This is a genomic window from Mycobacterium sp. Root135, assembly GCF_001426545.1.
Lineage (GTDB): Bacteria > Actinomycetota > Actinomycetes > Mycobacteriales > Mycobacteriaceae > Mycobacterium.
The window spans coordinates 42,729-62,301 of the sequence record NZ_LMEZ01000009.1 but is presented as its reverse complement, the minus strand read 5'-3'; the positions used below and the strand labels follow the sequence as shown (position 1 = coordinate 62,301).

General features: G+C 67.9%; 18 protein-coding genes. 7 read left to right on the top strand and 11 right to left on the bottom strand.

The window, feature by feature from the left end; translation table 11 throughout:
• Positions 1–2 precede the first annotated feature (2 nt).
• The 8 genes from ASD37_RS25960 to ASD37_RS25925 form a co-directional block, all read right to left on the bottom strand.
• On the bottom strand, positions 3–1,976 hold the full coding sequence (locus tag ASD37_RS25960; protein ID WP_056558540.1) for a VWA domain-containing protein: 1,974 nt from the start codon (positions 1,974–1,976) through the stop codon (positions 3–5).
• Positions 1,969–3,351 carry a sigma 54-interacting transcriptional regulator gene (locus ASD37_RS25955; protein WP_056558536.1) on the bottom strand — a complete coding sequence of 461 codons (1,383 nt, stop codon included), beginning with the start codon at positions 3,349–3,351 and terminating at the stop codon, positions 1,969–1,971. The genes ASD37_RS25960 and ASD37_RS25955 overlap by 8 nt, the downstream gene beginning before the upstream one ends.
• 78 nt (positions 3,352–3,429) lie before the next feature.
• On the bottom strand, positions 3,430–5,001 hold the full coding sequence (gene purH, locus ASD37_RS25950) for a bifunctional phosphoribosylaminoimidazolecarboxamide formyltransferase/IMP cyclohydrolase (RefSeq protein WP_200960014.1): 1,572 nt from the start codon (positions 4,999–5,001) through the stop codon (positions 3,430–3,432).
• Between the two features lie 8 nt (positions 5,002–5,009).
• Positions 5,010–5,639, bottom strand: a complete 630-nt coding sequence (gene purN, locus ASD37_RS25945) for a phosphoribosylglycinamide formyltransferase (protein WP_056558529.1) — start codon at positions 5,637–5,639, stop codon at positions 5,010–5,012.
• A 10-nt stretch (positions 5,640–5,649) separates the two neighbouring features.
• Positions 5,650–7,167 carry a DUF6350 family protein gene (locus ASD37_RS25940; RefSeq protein ID WP_056558526.1) on the bottom strand — a complete coding sequence of 506 codons (1,518 nt, stop codon included), beginning with the start codon at positions 7,165–7,167 and terminating at the stop codon, positions 5,650–5,652.
• Positions 7,168–7,228: 61 nt separating this feature from the next.
• Positions 7,229–8,146: a DUF5336 domain-containing protein gene (locus ASD37_RS25935; protein ID WP_056558522.1), complete on the bottom strand. Its 918-nt coding sequence runs from the start codon at positions 8,144–8,146 to the stop codon at positions 7,229–7,231.
• A gap of 91 nt (positions 8,147–8,237) precedes the next feature.
• Entirely contained in the window at positions 8,238–9,368 is a 1,131-nt protein-coding gene (gene sfnG, locus ASD37_RS25930) for a dimethylsulfone monooxygenase SfnG (protein WP_056559919.1), read from the bottom strand.
• A gap of 71 nt (positions 9,369–9,439) precedes the next feature.
• Positions 9,440–9,964, bottom strand: a complete 525-nt coding sequence (locus ASD37_RS25925; protein ID WP_056558518.1) for a hypothetical protein — start codon at positions 9,962–9,964, stop codon at positions 9,440–9,442.
• A gap of 120 nt (positions 9,965–10,084) precedes the next feature.
• On the opposite strand from ASD37_RS25925, the gene ASD37_RS25920 reads away from it, so the two are divergent.
• Genes ASD37_RS25920 through ASD37_RS25895 form a run of 6 tightly spaced genes read left to right on the top strand, consistent with a single transcriptional unit; the run spans position 10,085 to position 14,521 of the window.
• Entirely contained in the window at positions 10,085–10,933 is an 849-nt protein-coding gene (locus ASD37_RS25920) for an LLM class F420-dependent oxidoreductase (RefSeq protein WP_056558515.1), read from the top strand.
• Between the two features lie 44 nt (positions 10,934–10,977).
• Positions 10,978–11,274 (top strand): hypothetical protein, encoded by a 297-nt coding sequence (locus ASD37_RS25915; protein ID WP_156721110.1) that lies wholly within the window; start codon positions 10,978–10,980, stop codon positions 11,272–11,274.
• Between the two features lie 2 nt (positions 11,275–11,276).
• Entirely contained in the window at positions 11,277–12,698 is a 1,422-nt protein-coding gene (locus ASD37_RS25910) for a hypothetical protein (protein WP_056558508.1), read from the top strand.
• Positions 12,699–12,718: 20 nt separating this feature from the next.
• Positions 12,719–13,225: a hypothetical protein gene (locus tag ASD37_RS25905; RefSeq protein WP_056558505.1), complete on the top strand. Its 507-nt coding sequence runs from the start codon at positions 12,719–12,721 to the stop codon at positions 13,223–13,225.
• Positions 13,225–13,710 carry a hypothetical protein gene (locus ASD37_RS25900; protein ID WP_056558502.1) on the top strand — a complete coding sequence of 162 codons (486 nt, stop codon included), beginning with the start codon at positions 13,225–13,227 and terminating at the stop codon, positions 13,708–13,710. Before ASD37_RS25905 ends, ASD37_RS25900 begins: the two co-directional genes overlap by 1 nt.
• 34 nt (positions 13,711–13,744) lie before the next feature.
• On the top strand, positions 13,745–14,521 hold the full coding sequence (locus tag ASD37_RS25895; RefSeq protein WP_056558499.1) for a bifunctional 2-polyprenyl-6-hydroxyphenol methylase/3-demethylubiquinol 3-O-methyltransferase UbiG: 777 nt from the start codon (positions 13,745–13,747) through the stop codon (positions 14,519–14,521).
• Here ASD37_RS25895 and ASD37_RS25890 read toward each other — a convergent pair.
• From ASD37_RS25890 to sucC, 3 genes are all read right to left on the bottom strand, one after another.
• Complete coding sequence (locus ASD37_RS25890) at positions 14,499–16,034, bottom strand: acetyl-CoA acetyltransferase (protein ID WP_056558495.1); 1,536 nt, start codon at positions 16,032–16,034, stop codon at positions 14,499–14,501. The two genes, ASD37_RS25895 and ASD37_RS25890, sit on opposite strands and share 23 nt — an antisense overlap.
• A gap of 146 nt (positions 16,035–16,180) precedes the next feature.
• Entirely contained in the window at positions 16,181–17,083 is a 903-nt protein-coding gene (gene sucD / locus ASD37_RS25885; protein WP_056558491.1) for a succinate--CoA ligase subunit alpha, read from the bottom strand.
• Between the two features lie 12 nt (positions 17,084–17,095).
• Complete coding sequence (sucC, locus tag ASD37_RS25880) at positions 17,096–18,259, bottom strand: ADP-forming succinate--CoA ligase subunit beta (RefSeq protein ID WP_056558488.1); 1,164 nt, start codon at positions 18,257–18,259, stop codon at positions 17,096–17,098.
• A 261-nt stretch (positions 18,260–18,520) separates the two neighbouring features.
• Between sucC and ASD37_RS25875 the strand changes: the two genes are divergently transcribed.
• Entirely contained in the window at positions 18,521–19,570 is a 1,050-nt protein-coding gene (locus ASD37_RS25875) for a M23 family metallopeptidase (RefSeq protein ID WP_082570429.1), read from the top strand.
• Positions 19,571–19,573 lie beyond the last annotated feature (3 nt).

Here is a 19,573-nt window from a genome sequence, read left to right as displayed (position 1 = left end):
CGTCAGCGCCTCCGGCGGGAGCGTAGGTAGTCGCCGACGACGGCGGCACCCAGCCCGTCGAGATCGGGCTCCACGACGCGCCCCTCCACCCGGCGGGCCACCTGGTCGATGAATCGTGCCAGCCCCGGGTCGCTGCCCAGCCGGAAGATCGTCACCTGCGCGCCAAGTCGCGAGATTTCGTCGAAGCCCTTGACGGTGTGGGCGATGGTGCGCGGGTGCGGCGGGTAATCAAAGTAGACCTGCGTGCCGTCACCGTCGCCGTAGTCCTCGAGGTGTGCCGTCGGCTCGCCGTCGGTGACGATGAGGACCACCGGCTGGGCGTTGGGGTGGCGGCGCAGGTGGCGCGACGCCAAGGCCAACGCATGGTGCAGGTTGGTGCCCTGCTCGTACACGCCCTCCAGCCCGGTCAGTTCGGCGGCGCTGACGGTCCGCGCATACCGGCCGAACGCGATGATCTGCAGATCGTCGGAACGGAATCGGGTGCTGATCAGTTGGTGCAACGCCAGCGCGGTGCGCTTCATGGGGAGCCAGCGGTTCTCCATCACCATCGAGAACGACGTGTCGACCAGCAGGGCCACCGCCGACTGGGTGCGCTGCTCGGTCTCGGAGATCTCGACGTCGTCGACGGTGATCTGCATCGGCAGCTCCGCTACACCCGCACCGGCCTGTCGCAGCACCGCATTGGTCAGCGTGCGCGTGACGTTCCACGGCTCGGTGTCGCCGAACTGCCACGGCCGGGTGGCGCCGGTCAGTTCACCGGCCGCACCGGCGCGACGAGTGTCGCGTTCCCCGTGGCGACCCGAGAGTTGTTGCGCCACATCGCGAAGGATCATCTGACCCAGCTGACGCATGGCCTTCGGCGACAGCCGCCATTGACCGTCGGCGTCCCGGTCGAGGAACCCCTGGTTCATCAGTGCGCGTTCGAGTTCGGACAACGTGCGGGCGTCGACGGCCGCTTGGTCGCCGAGTTGGCGGGCCAGCATGTCGAGGTCGACGTCGTCCATCTGCGCGCCGGCGTGGCTTTGGCTCAGCTGCTCGGCGAGCTGCTCGAGCTCCCCGATGTCGGCCAACGCCTGCGCGCCCTCCCCCATGCCCATGGGGTTGTCGCCGTTGAACCGCTCCGACCCCTGCCAGTCCTCACCGGGCCGCGCATTCTGCAGGTGCTGATCCAGCTTGTCGAGTGCGTTGGTCAGCGACGGCGAGCCAAAGGCCTGCTGCGCCAAGGCATCCAGCTCGGCCCGCTGGTCGGGCGACAGGCTGTTGCGGAACCGCTGCGCGGCGGCGGCCCGCTTGGCCAGTGAGTCGAGGAGCTCGTCGATGTTCTTCGGGTTCTCGGGGAAGAACTCGCCGTGCTTGGCCATGAACTCCTGAAAGTCCTCAGGCGAATCCTGGCCGCTGGCATGCTTGTCCAACAACTCGTTGAGGTCGTCGAGCATGTCGTTGACGCGCTGCCGGTCCTCGTGGGTGGCGTTCTCCAGCGCCTCCTTCATGCCCGCGAAGCGTTGGTCGAGCATCTCACGACCCATGAGGTCCTTGATTTGCTCGTACTTTTGCCGCGCCTCGTCGCTGCGCCAGTCGTACTCGGCGAGCTCCTGAACGGCCTTCGCGGGCGACGACGGAAGGGCTTGCAGCTGAAGCTCGTTGAACCGGGCGTCGTCGTCGAGGGCACGCGCCAGTTCCTTGCGCTCGGCCAGGACTGCCTCGTCGAGCAGCTTCTTGATGTCCTGCAGCGTGCCGTCGAGATTGTTCTGCTGCAACAGTTTCCGACGCTTGCTGTTGGCTTCGGCGGCCAACCGGTCGGCACCCCTCGTGTTCTGGGTGCCGCGCCGCATCAGCTCGGAGAGTGCACGTCGCGGCGAACTGCCCTCCATGACGTCCTGCCCGATCTGTTCCAGCGCCTCGCGCAGGTCGACCGGAGGAGCCAGCGGGTCGGGCCCGCCGGAGTAGCGCGAATACCGCGAAATGCGCTTAACCATAAATGGTTTCGCCCTCCCCAGAGACCTTGTCGATCCGCTTGGCCAGGTACAGCGCCTCCAGGGCCAGCTCCAGGGCGGCGGCGCGTTCACCGTCGGTCTGGGCGCCGAGCCGCTCGGCGATGGCGTCGACCACCGGCAGTCCCGGAAGTGCGGCGAGCACGTCCTTGGCCGAGACGCGCTCGCCCGTCGTCACCGGAGCGCCCTCCTCGACGGCTGTCACCAGCGGGCCGACGTCGAGGCCGCCGAGCAGCCGCTGCGCCGTGTCGGCCGTCGCGCGCCGCAACAGGTGTTCGAGGACGGCCTGTTCACGGCCTTCCTCACCAGACTCGAATTCCAACTTGCCGCGCAGCACGTCGACGATGGTGTTCAAGTCGACCACCCGGGCGACGGGGTCCTGCTCGCCGAGGATCGCCGACCGGTGGGTCGCCGCGGCGGCGACGGTCTCGGCGGCGGCGATGGCGAACCGCGCCGACACCCCGGAGCGCTGGTCGATCGACTGAGATTCGCGCAGCGAGCGCGCGAACCGAGCCAGGATCTGCAACAGGTACTCGGGCACGGCCGCAGGCAGATGGGACTCCTGCTTGATGACACCCACCTCGGCCTCGAGCGCCTGTGGGTAGTGGGTGCGGATCTCCGCGCCGAAGCGGTCCTTCAGCGGGGTGATGATGCGACCGCGGTTCGTGTAGTCCTCGGGGTTGGCGCTGGCGACGACGAGAACGTCGAGAGGCAGTCGCAGCGTGTAGCCGCGAACCTGGATGTCGCGCTCCTCCATCACGTTGAGCATGGAGACCTGGATGCGCTCGGCGAGGTCGGGCAGCTCGTTGATCGCGACGATGCCGCGGTGCGCCCGCGGGATGAGTCCGAAGGCGATGGTCTCCGGGTCGCCGAGGCTGCGGCCCTCGGCGACCTTGATGGGGTCGATGTCGCCGACGAGGTCGGCGACGCTGGTATCCGGGGTGGCCAGCTTCTCGGTGTATCGCTCGCTGCGGTGCAGCCAGGAGATGGGCAGGTCGTCGCCGGAGGCCGCCGCGCGCCGAATCCACTCGGGCGTGATCGGCGTGTACGGGTGCTCGTGCAGCTCGGATCCCTCGATGACGGGGGTCCACTCGTCGAGCAGGTTGGTCAGCGATCGCAGCAGCCGCGTCTTGCCCTGACCGCGTTCGCCGAGCAGGACGACGTCGTGTTCGGCGATCAGCGCACGCTCGAGCTGAGGGATGACGGTGTCCTCGAAGCCGAGGATGCCGGTCCACACGTCGCGGCCCTCGCCGAGCGCAGCCAGCAGGTTCTCGCGTATTTCGGCCTTCACGCCCCGCTCGCGGTGCCCAGACGCGCGCAGCTCGCCGAGGGTGCGGGGGAGATCGTTAGGTGATGTCACTACTCCACGCTACGACGGTTCGCGCCGCGAGGCACCAGGTCCGTGCTCTAAGCGAAATTACGACGCCGTGACGTGCCCCTAGTGCGCGAAGTGGCGCGCCCCGGTGAGGTACAGCGCGATGCCCGCCGCGGCAGCCGCTTCTGTCACGACGTCGTCGCGCATCGACCCACCGGGATGGACGATCGCCGTCACACCCGCCGCGGTCAGCACCTCGAGCCCGTCGGGGAAGGGGAAGAAGGCGTCCGAGGACGCCACCGCTCCCCGCACCCGGTCGCCGGCCCGTTCGACGGCCAGCCGGGCCGCGTCGACCCGGTTGACCTGACCCATGCCGACGCCGACGGTCGCGCCGTCCTTGGCGACGACGATCGCGTTCGACTTCACCGCGCGGCAGGCCCGCCAGGCGAACACCAGATCGGCCATGGTCTCGGGGTCGGCGGGGGTGCCGGTGGCCAGCGTCCAGGTGGCCGGGTCGTCGCCGGGGGCGTCGACCGCGTCACGCTGCTGGACGAGCAGGCCGCCGCTGACCTGACGGAACTCGGCGCCGCCGATCCGAGGCTCGGAGGCGACCAGCACGCGGATGTTCTTCTTCCCGGCGAGGATTTCGACCGCACCCGGCTCGTAGGCCGGCGCGATGATGACCTCGGTGAAGATGTCGGCGACCGTCGTGGCCATCTCCACGGTGACCGTCGTGTTGGCCGCGATCACCCCACCGAATGCGCTCAGGGGGTCGCACTCGTGGGCCTTGCGGTGTGCGTCGGCAACCGAGACCGACGACACGGCGATGCCACATGGGTTGGCGTGCTTGATGATTGCGACGCAGGTCTGCTCGTAGTCGAACGCGGCCCGCCATGCGGCGTCGGCGTCGGTGTAGTTGTTGTACGACATCTCCTTGCCGTGCAACTGCTCCGCTTGCGCCAGCCCCGGCCACGACGAGTCGTCGCGGTAGAGCGCCGCCTGCTGGTGCGGGTTCTCGCCGTAGCGAAGTACCGCGGCGCGCTTCCACGTCCCGCCGAACCACTCGGGTGGCCCCGAGGCGTCGGCTTCGGGTGCCACGACCGAGCCCATCCAGCTGGCCACGGCGACGTCGTATTCGGCGGTGTGCCGGAAGGCCAGGGACGCCAACCGCTTTCGCTCGGCGAGGGTGAAGCCGCCCGCGCGCACCGCGGCGAGCACACCGTCGTAGCCACGCGGCTCGACGACCACCGCGACGCTGGGATGGTTCTTGGCGGCGGCGCGCACCATCGACGGCCCGCCGATGTCGATCTGCTCGACGCACTCGTCCTCGCTCGCGCCGGACTCGACGGTCTCGGTGAACGGGTAGAGGTTGACGACGACGAGCTCGAAGGCGGCGACGCCGAGTTCGTCGAGCGCGGCGAGGTGCTCGGCCTTGCGGGTGTCGGCCAGCAGCCCGGCGTGCACCCGCGGGTGCAGGGTCTTCACGCGGCCGTCGAGCACCTCGGGGAAGCCCGTGACGTCCTCGACCGGTGTCACCGGGACACCGCTGGCGGCAATGGTTTTCGCCGTGGACCCGGTCGAGACGATGGCCACGCCCGCCTCGTGCAGACCTTGCGCCAGTTCGGCGAGGCCGGTCTTGTCGTACACGCTGATCAACGCGCGTCGAATCGCCCGCCTGCCGTCCCCGGTACCCACGTCCACAGTCATCCGATCAATGCCTTTCGTCCTGTCCACGTCACACCGCGAGTTGCCATCGCGGCAAGTACTTCCACCAGCAGTCGTCGCTCGACGACCTTGATCCGCTCGTGCAGAGCCGATTCGTCGTCGTCGTCGAGCACGTCGACGGCCTCCTGCGCCAAGATCGGCCCCGTGTCCATCCCCGCGTCGACGAGGTGCACCGTGCATCCGGTGACCCGCACGCCGTAGGCCAACGTGTCGGGCACGGGGTGCGCGCCGGGGAACGCGGGCAGCAGGGCCGGATGGGTGTTGACGACCCGACCGGCAAAACGCGAAAGGAATTGCGGACCAAGGATCTTCATGAAACCCGCCGACACCACCAGATCGGGCTGGTGCGCGGCCGCAGCATCGGTGATCGCAGCGTCCCACGCGTCGCGGTCGGCATGGTCGCCGACGCGGGTGGTGAAGCTCGGCAGCGAGGCGGCTTCGGCGATCTCGAGGGCGCGGCAGTCCCGGTCGGTGCCGACCGCGACCACCCGGGCCGGGTAGTCGCCGACGGCCGCGGCGAGGATCGATTCAAGCAGCGAACCGGTGCCCGACGCCAGGACGATCAGCCGAGCCGGCGCACTGGGGGGCACGAGAAGCGGGGGCTGCACGCGATGCAGCCTAATCGGAGGAACGCCGCGGCTCGTCGCTGGTGTGGTCATCCGCTGTCGAAAGGTCGTCGTCGGCGAAGTAGTGCGCCTCGGGGTCGTCGTCGAAGTCGAAGACGTCGCGCGGCGCGGCTCGGGACGGGCGGGGTTCGACTGGCCGAGCGGGCTCGGCTGGGGGTGCTGGATCGGCTGGACGTATCGGATCGGCTGGACGTGCGGGCTCGAACTCCACCTCGGGTTCGGGCTCCGGCTCGAAAACCACCTCGGGCTCCAACTCCGGCTCGAAAACCGGCTCGGGCTCGGGTTCGGTCTCCTCGGCGGTCGGCACGGGCAGCGTGTCCGGCTCGGCCTCGGGCTCCGGGGTCGGTGGGGGCGTCGCCGCCGGGACGGGACGGGCCTTGGGTCGACGCCGGAGGCCACCGCTCATGACGACCGTCAGGCCGCCGATCCCGACGAACCACACGAACACCGCGGGACCGAACGTGGCCTGGTCGACTCCGACGTCGCCGAAGTTGCCGAGCCGACCACCACCCGCGTACCCGAGCAGCGCCATCGCGGCGGCCGCGACGGCGGACGCGGTCGTCAACTTGCCCGCGGCTTCTGGCAGCGGCTCGGACCGCCGCGCGCACTGCTGACCAAGGGCCACGGCCGCTGCCGCCGCGGCGATCAGCAGCGCCACCCAGATCGGCCCCAGCGGCGGGCTGGGCACGGCAGCGAGGATGGGCAGGGCGGGCACGTCGCCACCCAGCACGGTGAAGGAACTGAACGTTGCGAGGCCGACGTGCGCACTGGAGCCGACGGCGACGGCCGCGGTCCCGACGATGACGTTCGGTGCGTACAGGATCGACAACAGCGTGAGGCTGAACTGGCCAAATGCCGAGTCCGTGATGCCGAACAGGGTGTCCATCGTGCCCCAGTGCACGACCAAGGACCCCGCGGCGATCGCCCCGGACAGCCCGAACAGCGCCAGCACACCCACCGAGGCGGCGCGGAACGCCTCCGGCAACCAAACGGGTACGTACGGCAACCTCAGCAGCCGGCCGGTCACGCGGGGACCGACCCCGACGAGGGCGCCGACGAGGTGAACGGCCAGCACGCAGCCGAACGCGAGCGACGCGCTGGGCGTCTGGAGTTCGATCAGCACGGAGGACGCGTCGTGAATCACGGCGAGGGCGATCGCGGCGATCAACAACGGCCCGCCCAGCGCCGACGCCACGATCCACCGGATCACGAACCACGACGTGCCGGCCCTGGTCGCGGCTGCCGTGGTGCGGGCGGTCCCCCACACCATCGCCAGCATCGGAAGCAGCGGCATGACGCCGAGTTCCGCGCCGCCGATGGACACGGGCACCCCGTGGACGCCGAGCCACATGCTGGCGATCGCGCCGAACGCACCCGTCATGTCGCTGTTGGCGATCACCAGCTGCACCAACACGACGGCCGCGATCACGGCGAGTGCGATGGCCGACGGCCCGAACGCGACCCTCAACAGGTCGCGAGCCTGACGTGTGCCGACTGGCCGGTTGTCCACTAGCTGCGTTGCTCCTCGCACGATCTCCAACGCGCGAAGGGTGTGTGCGCGCCGCTAGAGATTATGACGGTGGCGGGGTGGATTGCGGCGCAGGCTGCTGTTGTGGTTGCTGCGTTTCGAAGGACTGCGTCGGCTGAGAGCCGAGCGACCCCTGCGGTGAACCAAAGGCGGGGAACCCCGTCGGAGGCGTGGGCGGACCACTCTGCTGCGACCCGCTCTGCTGGCCCGGCTGGGACGGAGACTGGGCGCCTGGCTGCGCACCGAAGCCACCGGTGGACGGGCTGCTCGGGTAGCCGCCGTACGGCTGCGGGGAGTATCCGCCGCGCTGAGGCGGGCCCTGCTGGTGCAGGGGGGCGCCGTGCTGCGGCTGGCCCTGAGGCTGACCGTAGTACTGCCCGGGCCCGCCGTACTGGCCGTACGGGTTCTGCTCGTACTTCGGCTTGGGCGCGGGCGCGGAGACGACGCCGGACTCCAGCAGCAGTGCGGCCACCGCTGCGATCGTCTGGAGCACCGAGAACAAGATGATCAGGTACAGCGACCATCCGAAGGACACGCCGGACGGCAGGCCCACGATCTGCGAGAGCACGAGCAGCAGCGCCAGCACCGAGAGGATGGCGACCCAGGTGTCGGACTTGCCCTGCTTGGGCAGCAGGCTGAACCCGGCGAGCAGAGCCGCGACGAGCGCGACCGCGGTGGCGAGGGTGATGCCGATCGGCGTGGTGCTCACCGAGCCGCCGATGGGGCCGAAGCCGGGGAGGTTCGGAGCGTTGATGGTGAACACCGGGCCGAAGTTGGCCAGGTAGACGAACAAGCCGAGGGCGGCGACGGCAGCGGCGAGGTACTGCGGCAGCCTGCTGGGCCCCGCGGGGGTGGCGGCCTCTTGGGTGTGACCGAACTGCTGGGTGGGCGCGCTGTACTGCCCCGCGGACGGCCCAGACGGGTAACCGGAGTTACCGGGCGGGCCCGATGGATACGACATGTTCCCCTCCTGCGATGGGCGATTGGTTCACCCACGCTAGCGCACCAAGCTATGGACCCGGCCTGGGTGCAGGCCGGGGCGCCAGCCGCGCTCAGGCCGGGAGCAGCGCCGACTGGTTGCGCGAATCCTCTTCGGATTGCTCGATTTCGCGCACCAACGGCAACACGTTGGCGCCGAAGTACTCGATCTCCTCCTGGAAGTGCAGGAAGCCGCCGAGGATCAGGTCGACGCCGCGCTTGCGGTACGCGACGATGCGTTCGGCGACCTGCTCGGGGGTGCCGATCAGCTTCGTCCGGAAGCCGTCGTTGTACTGGACGAGATCCTCGAAGGACGAGTCCGCCCACATCCCCTTCTTGTCGCCTGTCGAATTGCCGGCCTGCTGGACGGCGCCGCGGAAACCCTCGACGGCGGGCTTGTTGGCCTTCGCGATGATCTCCTTGAGGACCTCCTTCGCTTCCTTCTCTGAGTCCCTGGCGATGATGAAGCCGTTGAGCCCGACCTTGACCTCGCGACCGACGGTGCGGGCGTGGTCACGGACCTCGACGACCTGCTCGGTGATGCCGTCGAAGTCCTTGCCGTTGGAGAAGTACCAGTCGGAGTAGAGCCCGCCGTTGCGCCGTGCGGCGGTCGAGTTGCCGCCCTGGAAGATCTCCGGGTTGGGCCGTTCCGGGGTGTTGAGCGGCTTGGGCTTCAACGTGAAGTCGTGGATTCGGTAGAAGTCACCGCGGAAGTCCACGTCGTCCTCGGTCCAGATCTTGCGGAGGACCTGCAGGAATTCGGCGCTGCGCCGGTAACGCTCGTCGTGTTCGAGCCACGGCTCCCCCAGGTGGGTGAATTCGTCCTTGAACCACCCGGAGACGACGTTGACGGCGAATCGGCCGCCCGACAGATGGTCCGCGGTGGCGCCGAGCTTGGCCAGCACGGCGGGCTGCCACAGGCCGGGGTGTACGGCGGCGATCACCTTCAGCCGCTCGGTGGCCAGCAGCAGGGCAAGGCTGAAACTGGTGGATTCGTGCTGAAATTCGGCGCCGTAGCTGGCTTCGTAGCGCACCTGGGACAGCGCGTACTCGAAACCGTTGTTCTCGGCGGTCTGCGCGAGCTTCTTGTTGTACTCGTAGTTCCAGTCCGTGCGCTGCTCGATGTCGCTGGTCACCAGGCCGCCGCTGACGTTGGGCACCCAGTAGGCGAACTTGACGTGGTCGGCGATGCGTTCGGTCGTCATGGTGGCCATCTCAGCCGCTGACGCCAGTCCGGTCACGGGTAACGATCGGTCAGATTTCAAGGCGACGTCTTCTACGCGACTGCTGTCACCGCTGCGGGTTCGCGGGCCACCTCGTCGGCCCTGCGCCGGACGACAAGCAGACCGGTGAACCGTTCGTAGCTGAAGATGGCCAAGACGTAGAAGCCGACGTCGGCGACCAGCTTGCCGAAGATCCAGCCTGCGACCACGCCGCCGAACAGAATCGGTCCGAAGTAGAAGGCCAACGGCCGGATGACCAGGCTGTCGACCACCTCGGCCGGACCGAACTCGATCGCGATGCTGCGCAGCGCACGGCCGTTCGCGACCAACCCGCGCGCCATCCGGGACGACGACGGTTGCGCTCGGTATGCGATGCGCACCGCCGTCCAGTACGCCGCGGCGTAGTAGCCGACGGAGGCTCCGACGGTCGCGACGACGGCCGCCGCCGCGACCGATCCGGTGGCCCCGTAGGCGATTGCGGCGCCGCCCATTTCGCATGTGGTGCCGGCGATTTCGCAGGGCAGGTATCGCCGCGCCCATTCTCGTATCTTGGTGCCGATCGAGCGGTTGGAGTTCATGTGAGGAACTCTTGCGTCGCACGTTCGCGGGGGCGCGAGTAGGGAGCTACCCGAATCGCGAGAGGCCGTCTACGTGGGCCACCTTGCGCTCAGGGACTAGAACACGTTCTAATTCTGGCCATGGACTATGGGCTCGTTCTCTTCACCAGCGATCGCGGGATAGCTCCGGCGGCCGCGGCCAAACTCGCCGACGACCACGGCTTCCACACGTTCTACGTGCCCGAGCACACGCACATCCCGATCAAGCGGGAGGCTGCGCACCCCACCACGGGCGACGAGTCGCTGCCAGACGACCGCTACATGCGCACCCTCGACCCGTGGGTCAGCCTGGCCACCGCGGCCGCCGTGACGACGAAGGTGCGGTTGTCGACTGCGGTGGCCCTGCCCGTCGAGCATGACTGCATCACGCTCGCCAAGTCCATCGCCACGCTCGACCACCTCTCCGGTGGCCGCGTCAGCCTCGGTGTCGGATTCGGTTGGAACACAGACGAACTCGCCGACCACAATGTGCCGCCGGGACGGCGCCGCACCATGCTGCGCGAGTACCTGGAGGCCATGCGGGCCCTGTGGACGCAGGAAGAAGCCGAATTCGACGGCGAATTCGTGAAGTTCGGCCCGAGTTGGGCCTGGCCAAAGCCCGTTCAGTCGCACATCCCCGTCCTCGTCGGGGCCGCGGGCACCGAGAAGAACTTCAAGTGGATCGCCAAGTCGGCCGACGGCTGGATCACCACGCCGCGGGACTTCGACATCGACGCGCCGGTGAAGCTGCTGCAGGACACCTGGGCCGCCGCCGACCGCGAGGGAGCGCCGCAGATCGTCGCACTCGACTTCAAGCCCGACCCCGACAAACTGGCCCGCTGGGCCGATCTCGGCGTCACCGAAGTGCTGTTCGGGTTGCCGGACAAGTCCGAATCCGAGGTCGCCGGTTACGTGGAGAGGTTGGCTGGCAAGCTCGCTGCGCTGGTCTGATTTGGTGCGCTGACGGCGGTACCGGGGGCAGTACGGTAGTGACCGTGACGAGTCCGCTCGAGGTCGACACCGCGGCGCTGGAGGGTGTCGCGCGTGAGTTGAGCGGGTTGAGCGATCAGTTGACCAGCGGCGGCGTCACCCACGAATGGCAGCCACCCGTTGCACAACCCAGCGGCCCGGCCGCGGTCGGTGTCACCGCCGCCGCCAACCACGTCGTCGGCGAAACCTCGGCGAACCTCTTGCTGTTCGCGGACGACGTCGCCCGAAGCGCGCGCTACTACGCCTCGAGGGACGCCGAAGAGGCCAATCGGATCGACACCACCATGCAGCCGCCGAGGTAGCGATGGTCGAGACACCCACCCGGTCGCGCGTCGAGGGGTGGTCGAGCGGACATCTCCGTCAGGCTGCCTTGGGCTGGCAGCGCCAATCCGACCTCACCGAACAGACGTACACGCGGGCGCAGCACGCCGTCGACGCCGTGCCATGGAGCGGCGCGGGTGCCGACGGGGCCAGGGCCAAGCTCGCGAACAACCTCGCCAAGATCCGTGGCGCTCTCGCGGTGCTGCAACGGGCCGGGCGGATCGCCACGGCCGGGGCCGACGTGATCGACGCCGCCAAGCGCGCCGCGGTCGACGCGATCCAGAACGCCGTCAGCCAGTTCTTCGAAGTCAGCGAGAACCTGTCGGTGACCGACCGCATGCCCGTATTCTTCAGTGCTGCACTGGCATTGGTGCGCAAGATCGCCGCGGCACACCTGCAAGCCGACATCCGTGCGAAGGCCATGATGCTCGCGCTGACCGACGAGGACGTCGCCCACCAACTCGACGCCGTCGCCGAGGCCATGCAGACCTTCGACTTGGAAGGCGGCCGAGGTGGGGCGCCCAAGCCGGGTGACCCGCAGATCGTCGGGGGCCCCACGCCGCTGACGCCCGACGGTACGCAGGGCGATCTGAACTCGACCATCCCCGGCACCGGGATCGAGATCGGCGGCGACGGCCGCAACGGATATCCGACGTTGAACGGCGAACGCAATCCGCTCGAGGTTCCTGGTGGTCGGCCGCTGCCGACCGGCACCATCGTCGGACCCGACGGAAAGCAATATGCGCTCTACAGCGAAGTGCCCTACAACGGGCCAGACGGCAAGGCGAATCCCAACTACGCGACACCGGACACCACCGTCGTCGACCTGAACGACCCCTCGAAGCGCATCGGCGTCCTGCCCGGGATCTCCCAGGCCAGCGGCGTCTACGACCCGGCGACCAATCGGATGGTCATCATCGGCAACGACGGACCCAACGACCGCACCAGGCGGCTCTACATGTCCGACCCCATCGATCCCAAGAACCCCAACGGTTGGATGCAGACGCTCAAACCCCAGGGTGAGATTCAGGGGTTGCCCGGCGATCGGGAGAGTCAGATCGTCGCACTCAAGGGCGGCGGCTTCATGCTCGTCGGTTCGGACAACTTCGACCCCAACGTGCCAGGGGACCAACCCATCGGAGTCGTCACCGCGTCCACGCCGGAGGGTCTGCTGACGGCGAAGGCGACTCCGTTGTTTCCGGGCCCGGGCGCCTGGCCGGGCGGCGCCGCACCCTACGGCCCGACCGTCGTCGACACCGTCTACGACCCCGTCACGGGCAGGGAGACCGTCCAACTTCGAGTCAGCACGTGGGAGAAACCGCCGGGGTGGGTTCCGACACCTGGCCAGCCGGACATGCCGTACAACCCGAAGACCTATCAGACCAACATCACCGTCGCGCATTGACTTGAGTGGGGCGAATAACTTTGAGCAGCAAGATCTTCTGGCCCAGTGCGATGGTCACACTGGCCACGTTTGCCGTCCTGACGGCCCGGCCAGCCGCCGCCGATCCTCCCGGCTTTCCCAATCTGGATCAGTTCACCGCGACCGACCCGGGGCAGTTCATCCGCCCCTTCTCCCATGCCGAGCGTTGGGCGAACGGCTATCTGTTCTTCCGCACGACCGACGGAATCAGCTGTGCGATCGGCGGGTCGTCGTGGTGTACGGGTGACTTTCCCGGCCGTTCAGACCGACCCGGGAGGTGTGACAACGTGCAGAACGACGGCGGCGACGTGACACGGCCGTTCGTCTTCGGGTCGAAGGACGGCGCGTGCGTTCCCGGCTCCGATCCCATCCTCAGCGCGGGCCAGAAGGTGACCAACGCCGCCTTCGAAATCACCTGCGTCGCCGGTCAGGATGGATTGACTGCCTGCACTGACACCCGAAACGGCCACGGCTTCGTCCTGCAGCCCTCGGGCAGTTGGGTCTTCTGATGCGGGGGATCCGCTGGATCGCCGTCGCGACACTCACGCTCGCCGCGTGCTCGCCAACGTCCAAGACCGCGCAACCACCTTCGGGCTTCCCGGACGTGCGCGACTTCACCGCGGTGAGTCCCGACGACCCGAAGTCCACCCTGCCGTCGTTCAGAACCGCAGATCAGATCAGCTGCGTCGTCGACTTCGGGGATCGATCGTCCATCGTCTGCAGCGGTGACCTCCGTGGGCTCCCGCAGTCCGTTGGAGGCACCGGGTGCCCCTCGGTCCGCAAGGCCGACACGTCTGCCGGGGACGCCCCCTACGTGTTCGAGCGTTCCGGACCCGACTGCGCCTCCTCCCGGGCGATGCCGCTCTCAGCGGGCCAGAAGGTCGTCGGCAAGAACGGAACGTGCGTGATCGGCGACGACCATCTCGTCGCGTGCATCGACGCCGACAACCGACACGGCTTCGTGCTGCGGCCGTCGGGCAGCTGGGTCTTCTGAGAGGCTTCCCAGACACCGCGGGCATCCTGGTGACATGGCCGAGCCAACCCCCGTCTTCACCGACCGTCGCCGCGCCGAATCCTTCGGTTCGGTCGCCGACGAGTACGACCGTCATCGCCCGCGGTACCCGCGGGCGTTGATCGAACGGTTGGTGACGACCCTGGGCCTGACCGTTCTCGACGTCGGGGCGGGCACCGGCATCCTGTCGGCTCAGCTCGTGAGCGCCGGGGCCGAGGTGTTGGCCGTCGAACCCGACGAGCAGATGGCGGCACGGTGCCTGGCCAAGGGGATCCCGGTCGAGCGCAGCACGTTCGAGCAGTGGCAGCCCCGTGACCGCTCGTTCGACCTCGTCACCTTCGGGCAGTCGTTCCACTGGGTCGACCCCGAGGTGGCCCTGCCGAAGCTGGCGTCGCTCCTCACCGCCGGCGGTCGGCTGGCGTTGATGTGGAACCGCATCATGGCGAGCGACTCGACGCGGCGGGGACTCGAACGGATCTCCGCGGAGTACGGCGTCACCACACCCGCCTCGACGTCGGCGAACAACGCCGAGACCGCGTTGCAGGCGTTGCTACGCCGCGGCCAGTTCACGGTCGAGCGCGTGGAGGTCGGCGAGGAGCTTCACTACTCCACCGAGGACTGGTTGAGCCTGGTCTTCACCCACTCCAACCACGTCGTCCTGGAACCGGCCGCGAAGACGGCACTGCGCGCACGCCTGCGAGACGTCATCGGCGACGACGGAGTCAGTGCGACCAATGACGCACTGGCCCTGATCTGTACGCGATCGGACGTCACGCCAGCGTCGCGCGGTTGACCCCGTCCTCGGTCGACGTGACGGTGATCGCGGCGCCGAGCGGGTCTCCCCCGGTCATCAACGCCACCAGGTCGTCGTCATCGGTGAGGGCCATGAATCGGCTGCCGTCCGCGGCGAGTCGCCCGACGATTACTCCCGTCGTGACCGGCCAGTCGTAGCGCACCGAATAGGTCTCGATCGTTCCCCGCCCGTCGACGGTCCGAGTGACCGGCACCTTCGGCAGCGCCGCGATGTCGCCCTGTAGCGCCTTGCCGCGGTCGGGCTCCCAGTCGGCGGGCTCGGTGGAGTACACCCCGGCCGAATACTTGCTCATGACACCACCATTGGCGCCGACGAGGCCGAACGTTCCCGGCCGTTCCCGCATCTCGACCACGGTCTCGGCTATGCCGTGCAGCGAGTAGCTGTTTCCCGGCCCTCCGAAGTACGGCAGCCCGCCGGTGAGCGTGAGCCCCCGCGGGTCGTCGTCGGCGAGTCCGAACTCGTCGCACACCGCGAAGACAGGGAAGGGAAAGCAGCTGTAGAGGTCGAACGTCGCCACGTCGTCGATCCCGATGCCTGCACCCCGAAGTGCTTCCGAGACAGCCTGTTTCGCGGTGTGGCTGACGCTGAGATCGGCCCGGTCCAACATGTCCTGCTCGGTCTGGTCGGCGTGCCCACGCAGGTAGACCCACTTCTCCTCGGGCACCCCGAGGCGGCGGGCGGCGGCCACCGACATCACCAGCGCGGCGGCACCCTGGTTGACGGTGTCGCGCGCCACCAGAAACCGCGGATACGGGTCGCAGATCATCCGGTTCTCGTCGGTGACGGTCTCGACTTCGTCGACCGACCGCTCCACCGGTGACGACGAAAATGGGTTCTTGGCAGCGACTTTGGAGAAGGGCGCGAACAGCGCCGCCATCCGACGGCGATAGTCCTCGACGCCGAGACCCAACCGGGCCCGCCGCGCATTGTCGAGCAGTCCGTATTGCACGGGCGCACCCGTCAGCCCGTGTGTGGCGGTGTACTCACTCATATATTGCTCGAAGCCGTAGCCACGATCCTCGAGTTGGCCGCCGACGGTCTCGCCGTGATCTGGCTTGTGGTCGCGATCCGCGAAGGTCTTCAGCGTCGAACCGTTCTCCGAGCCGAGGATCAGCACCACCTCGTGGTCACCGGCGGCGATGGCTGCGGCGAACTCCGTCATCAGCTTCTGCGGTCCGTTGCCGCCTATCGGCTCCAGGATGGCCCGCGCCGGATCGGCGCCGACCCGCTGGGCCACCGACCGGACGTAGTTGTCGGAGGCGCCCAGGGCCGGGTCGTCGAAGGGGGTGCAGATCTCGAATTGCCGCAAACCCGCGAACACCTCGATCGACTGCGCGACGGCGGCCACGTCGGCACCGGTGTCGGCAAGGGCCGCCCGCACCGCCTCGGTGGCGAGGTCGACCGACGACATCCCGCGATAGTCGGGGGTGCCGATGCGTTCGGTGAACTGTCCGACGCCGACGACGACCGGGGTACGCGGATCTACCTGCATAGTTCGTCAGGCTAACTGAAACTGGAACGTGTTCCAACTTGGCGCCGGCCACGCCAACCCCCAGCCTCGCGAGCAGGTCCGCGAGCAGACGCAAAAGGCCCTCGATCGCGTGGATCGAGGGCCTTCTGTGTCTGCTCGCGGCGCAATTACAGGCTTTCGAAGATCTCCCTGGCAAGCTTGGCGGTCTCCGACGGCGTCTTGCCGACCTTGACGCCCGCGGCCTCGAGGGCCACCTTCTTGCCGTCGGCGGTACCGGCACCGTCGGACACGATGGCGCCGGCGTGGCCCATCGTCTTGCCCTCCGGGGCGGTGAAGCCCGCGACGTAGCCGACGACCGGCTTGGTGACGTTGGCCTTGATGTAGTCGGCGGCCTTCTCCTCGGCGTCGCCGCCGATTTCGCCGATCATCACGATGACCTTGGTCTCGGGATCCTTCTCGAAGGCCTCGATGGCGTCGATGTGGGTGGTCCCGATGACCGGGTCGCCGCCGATGCCGATGGCCGTCGAGAAGCCGAGATCGCGCAGCTCGTACATCATCTGGTACGTCAGCGTGCCCGACTTCGACACCAGGCCGATCGGCCCCTTGGTGGTGATGTTGTTCGGCGTGATGCCGACCAACGACTCACCGGGGGTGATGATGCCGGGACAGTTCGGCCCGATGATCCGGGTCTTCTTGCCCTTTTCCACGTTGTAGGCCCACGCGAAGGCGCTGTCCTGCACGGGGATTCCCTCGGTGATGACCACCAGGAGGGGAATCTCGGCGTCGACGGCCTCGATGATCGCGTCCTTGGAGAAGGCCGGCGGCACGAAGGCGATCGACACGTCTGCGCCGGTCTCCTTCATGGCCTCGGCCACACTGCCGAACACCGGCAGCTCGACGTCGTTGCCGTCCTTGTCCTTGTGCGAGACCTTCGTGCCGGCCTTGCGCGCGTTGACGCCGCCGACCACCTGGGTGCCCGCCTTCAGCATCAGCGCGGTGTGCTTGGTGCCCTCGCCGCCGGTGATGCCCTGGACGATGACCTTGCTGTCCTTATTCAAAAAAATCGACATATCAAGCGTCCCTTACTTGTTCGCCAGCTCGGCGGCCTTGTCGGCACCGGCGTCCATCGTCTCGGCCTGGATCACCAGGGGGTGATTTGCCTCATCGAGGATGCGGCGGCCCTCTTCGACGTTGTTGCCGTCGAGGCGGACGACGAGAGGCTTGTTCGCACTGTCGCCGAGCTTCTTCAGCGCGCCGACGATGCCGTTGGCCACCGCGTCGCACGCGGTGATGCCGCCGAAGACGTTGACGAACACGCTCTTGACCTGACTGTCGCCCAAGATGACGTCGAGGCCGTTGGCCATCACCTCTGCCGAGGCGCCGCCACCGATGTCGAGGAAGTTGGCGGGCTTCACGCCGCCGTGCTTCTCACCGGCGTACGCGACCACGTCGAGAGTCGACATGACCAGGCCCGCGCCGTTGCCGATGATGCCGACCGCACCGTCGAGCTTGACGTAGTTGAGGTCGTTCTCCTTGGCCTTGAGCTCGAGGGGATCCGTTGCGTCCTTGTCCTCGAACTCCTCGTGGCCCGGCTGACGGAAGTCGGCGTTGGCGTCGAGGGTGACCTTGCCGTCCAGCGCCAGGATCTGGTCGTCCGGCGTGCGGACGAGGGGGTTTACCTCGACCAGGGTCGCGTCCTCACCGACGAAGACGTCCCACAGCTTCTGGATGGTCACCGCGGCGGCGTCGAGCACCTCGGCGGGCAAGTGGCCCTGCTCGGCGATCGAGCGCGCGAACGCCAGGTCGACACCCTTGACGGCGTCGACGGGCACCTTGGCGAGGCGCTCGGGGTTGTTCGCGGCGACCTCTTCGATCTCCACGCCACCTTCGACGGAGCACATGGCGAGGTACGTGCGGTTCGAGCGGTCCAACAAGAAGGAGATGTAGTACTCCTCCGCGATGTCGCTGGCCTCGGCGACGAGCAGCTTCTTGACGACGTGGCCCTTGATGTCCAGGCCGAGGATGTTCTGCGCGTGGGTGAAGGCGTCATCGGGGGTGGCCGCGTACTTGACGCCGCCCGCCTTGCCGCGACCGCCCACCTTGACCTGGGCCTTCACCATCACCGGCTTGCCGATTTCCTCGGCGATCGCCTTGGCGTCCTCGGCCGTGTCGGTTACCCGACCCGGGGTGGTTGGGACGTTGTGCTTGGCGAACAGCTCCTTCGCCTGGTATTCGAAGAGATCCATGGGCTCACCGTCTGTCTGCTTTGACTGATTGGTTGTTTACCTACGTTTCGGCCAGAATGGCTCGCAAGGAACTTTATCCACACACCCCAATGTGATCCGCACCCCGTCCCGCCCATGTGGCACATCTCACCGAGACCCTTGTAGTGATACAAGTCACAATATCCGGTGGAATATGCGCTCGGGTTGCCACCAACATTGGATTTTGGTTAACGTGCCTCTGGTCTAAGTAACGGTACGGTCACGGCGCGAAGGACATTTCGGTTGGCTGAGCAAGGTTCATCACGGGCACCTCGTGAGACCTCGACGACCCACTTTGACGCCGCTACCACCGACATCATCCCGTTCAACGAGTTCGGCGATCTCGACGACTTGGACTTCAGCAACACCTCTGCCTTTGATCGCGAGTCACGGGTGATCCGCGCCCCCGAGCTCGACGACCTGCACGACACAGACGACCTGACGCCGCTGCGGCTGGCCGTCCCGTCCCAGTTCCGCCCGACGCGCGGTGACGACCGCCGTTCCGCCCACGCCTACCGCGACAGCTACACCGACGTCAGCGACGGCATGGAGAACACCGACGTCATCGACATGTCGAGCCGCCGCGGCCTGCACCGCAAGGTCGGCGACGGCCACGTCAAGGCCCGTCTCGTCGCCGCCGCGATGGCTGCGGGCGCCACCGCCGCAGCCGCCTACTCGGTGGTCAACGCCTCCGACAAGGCTCCCGTCGACCAGATGGTCGCCGCGGGACCCAACGCCTTCGTCGACGGTGCCGCGATCACGGGATCCTCCGACGGCATGCAGATCGTCAGCGTCGCGCCGGTGGCCAGCGAGGCCGTACACAGCCAAGAACTCGCCAACGGTGCCGCCTTCGCCGCCGAGCGTGCCGAGCGCGAGGCGCGGCTCTCCAGGCCCATGTACGTCATGCCCGCCCGCGGCGTCTGGACGTCCGGCTTCGGCTACCGCTGGGGCGTCCTGCACGCAGGCATCGACATCGCGAACTCGATCGGAACGCCCATCGTGGCTGCCGCGGACGGCGTCGTGACCGACGCCGGACTCACCGCAGGCTACGGCGCCTGGGTCAAGATCCGGCACTCCGACGGCACCGTCACCCTGTACGGCCACGTCAACACGTGGCTCGTCACCCCCGGTGAGCGAGTGATGGCCGGCGACCAGATCGCCACCGTCGGCAACCGCGGCCAGTCGACCGGACCGCACCTGCACTTCTCGGTGCTGAAGAACGGCACCGACTTCGTCGACCCCGTGCCGTGGCTCGCCGCGAAGGGTCTGAGCCCCGGCAACTACGTCGGCTGACCG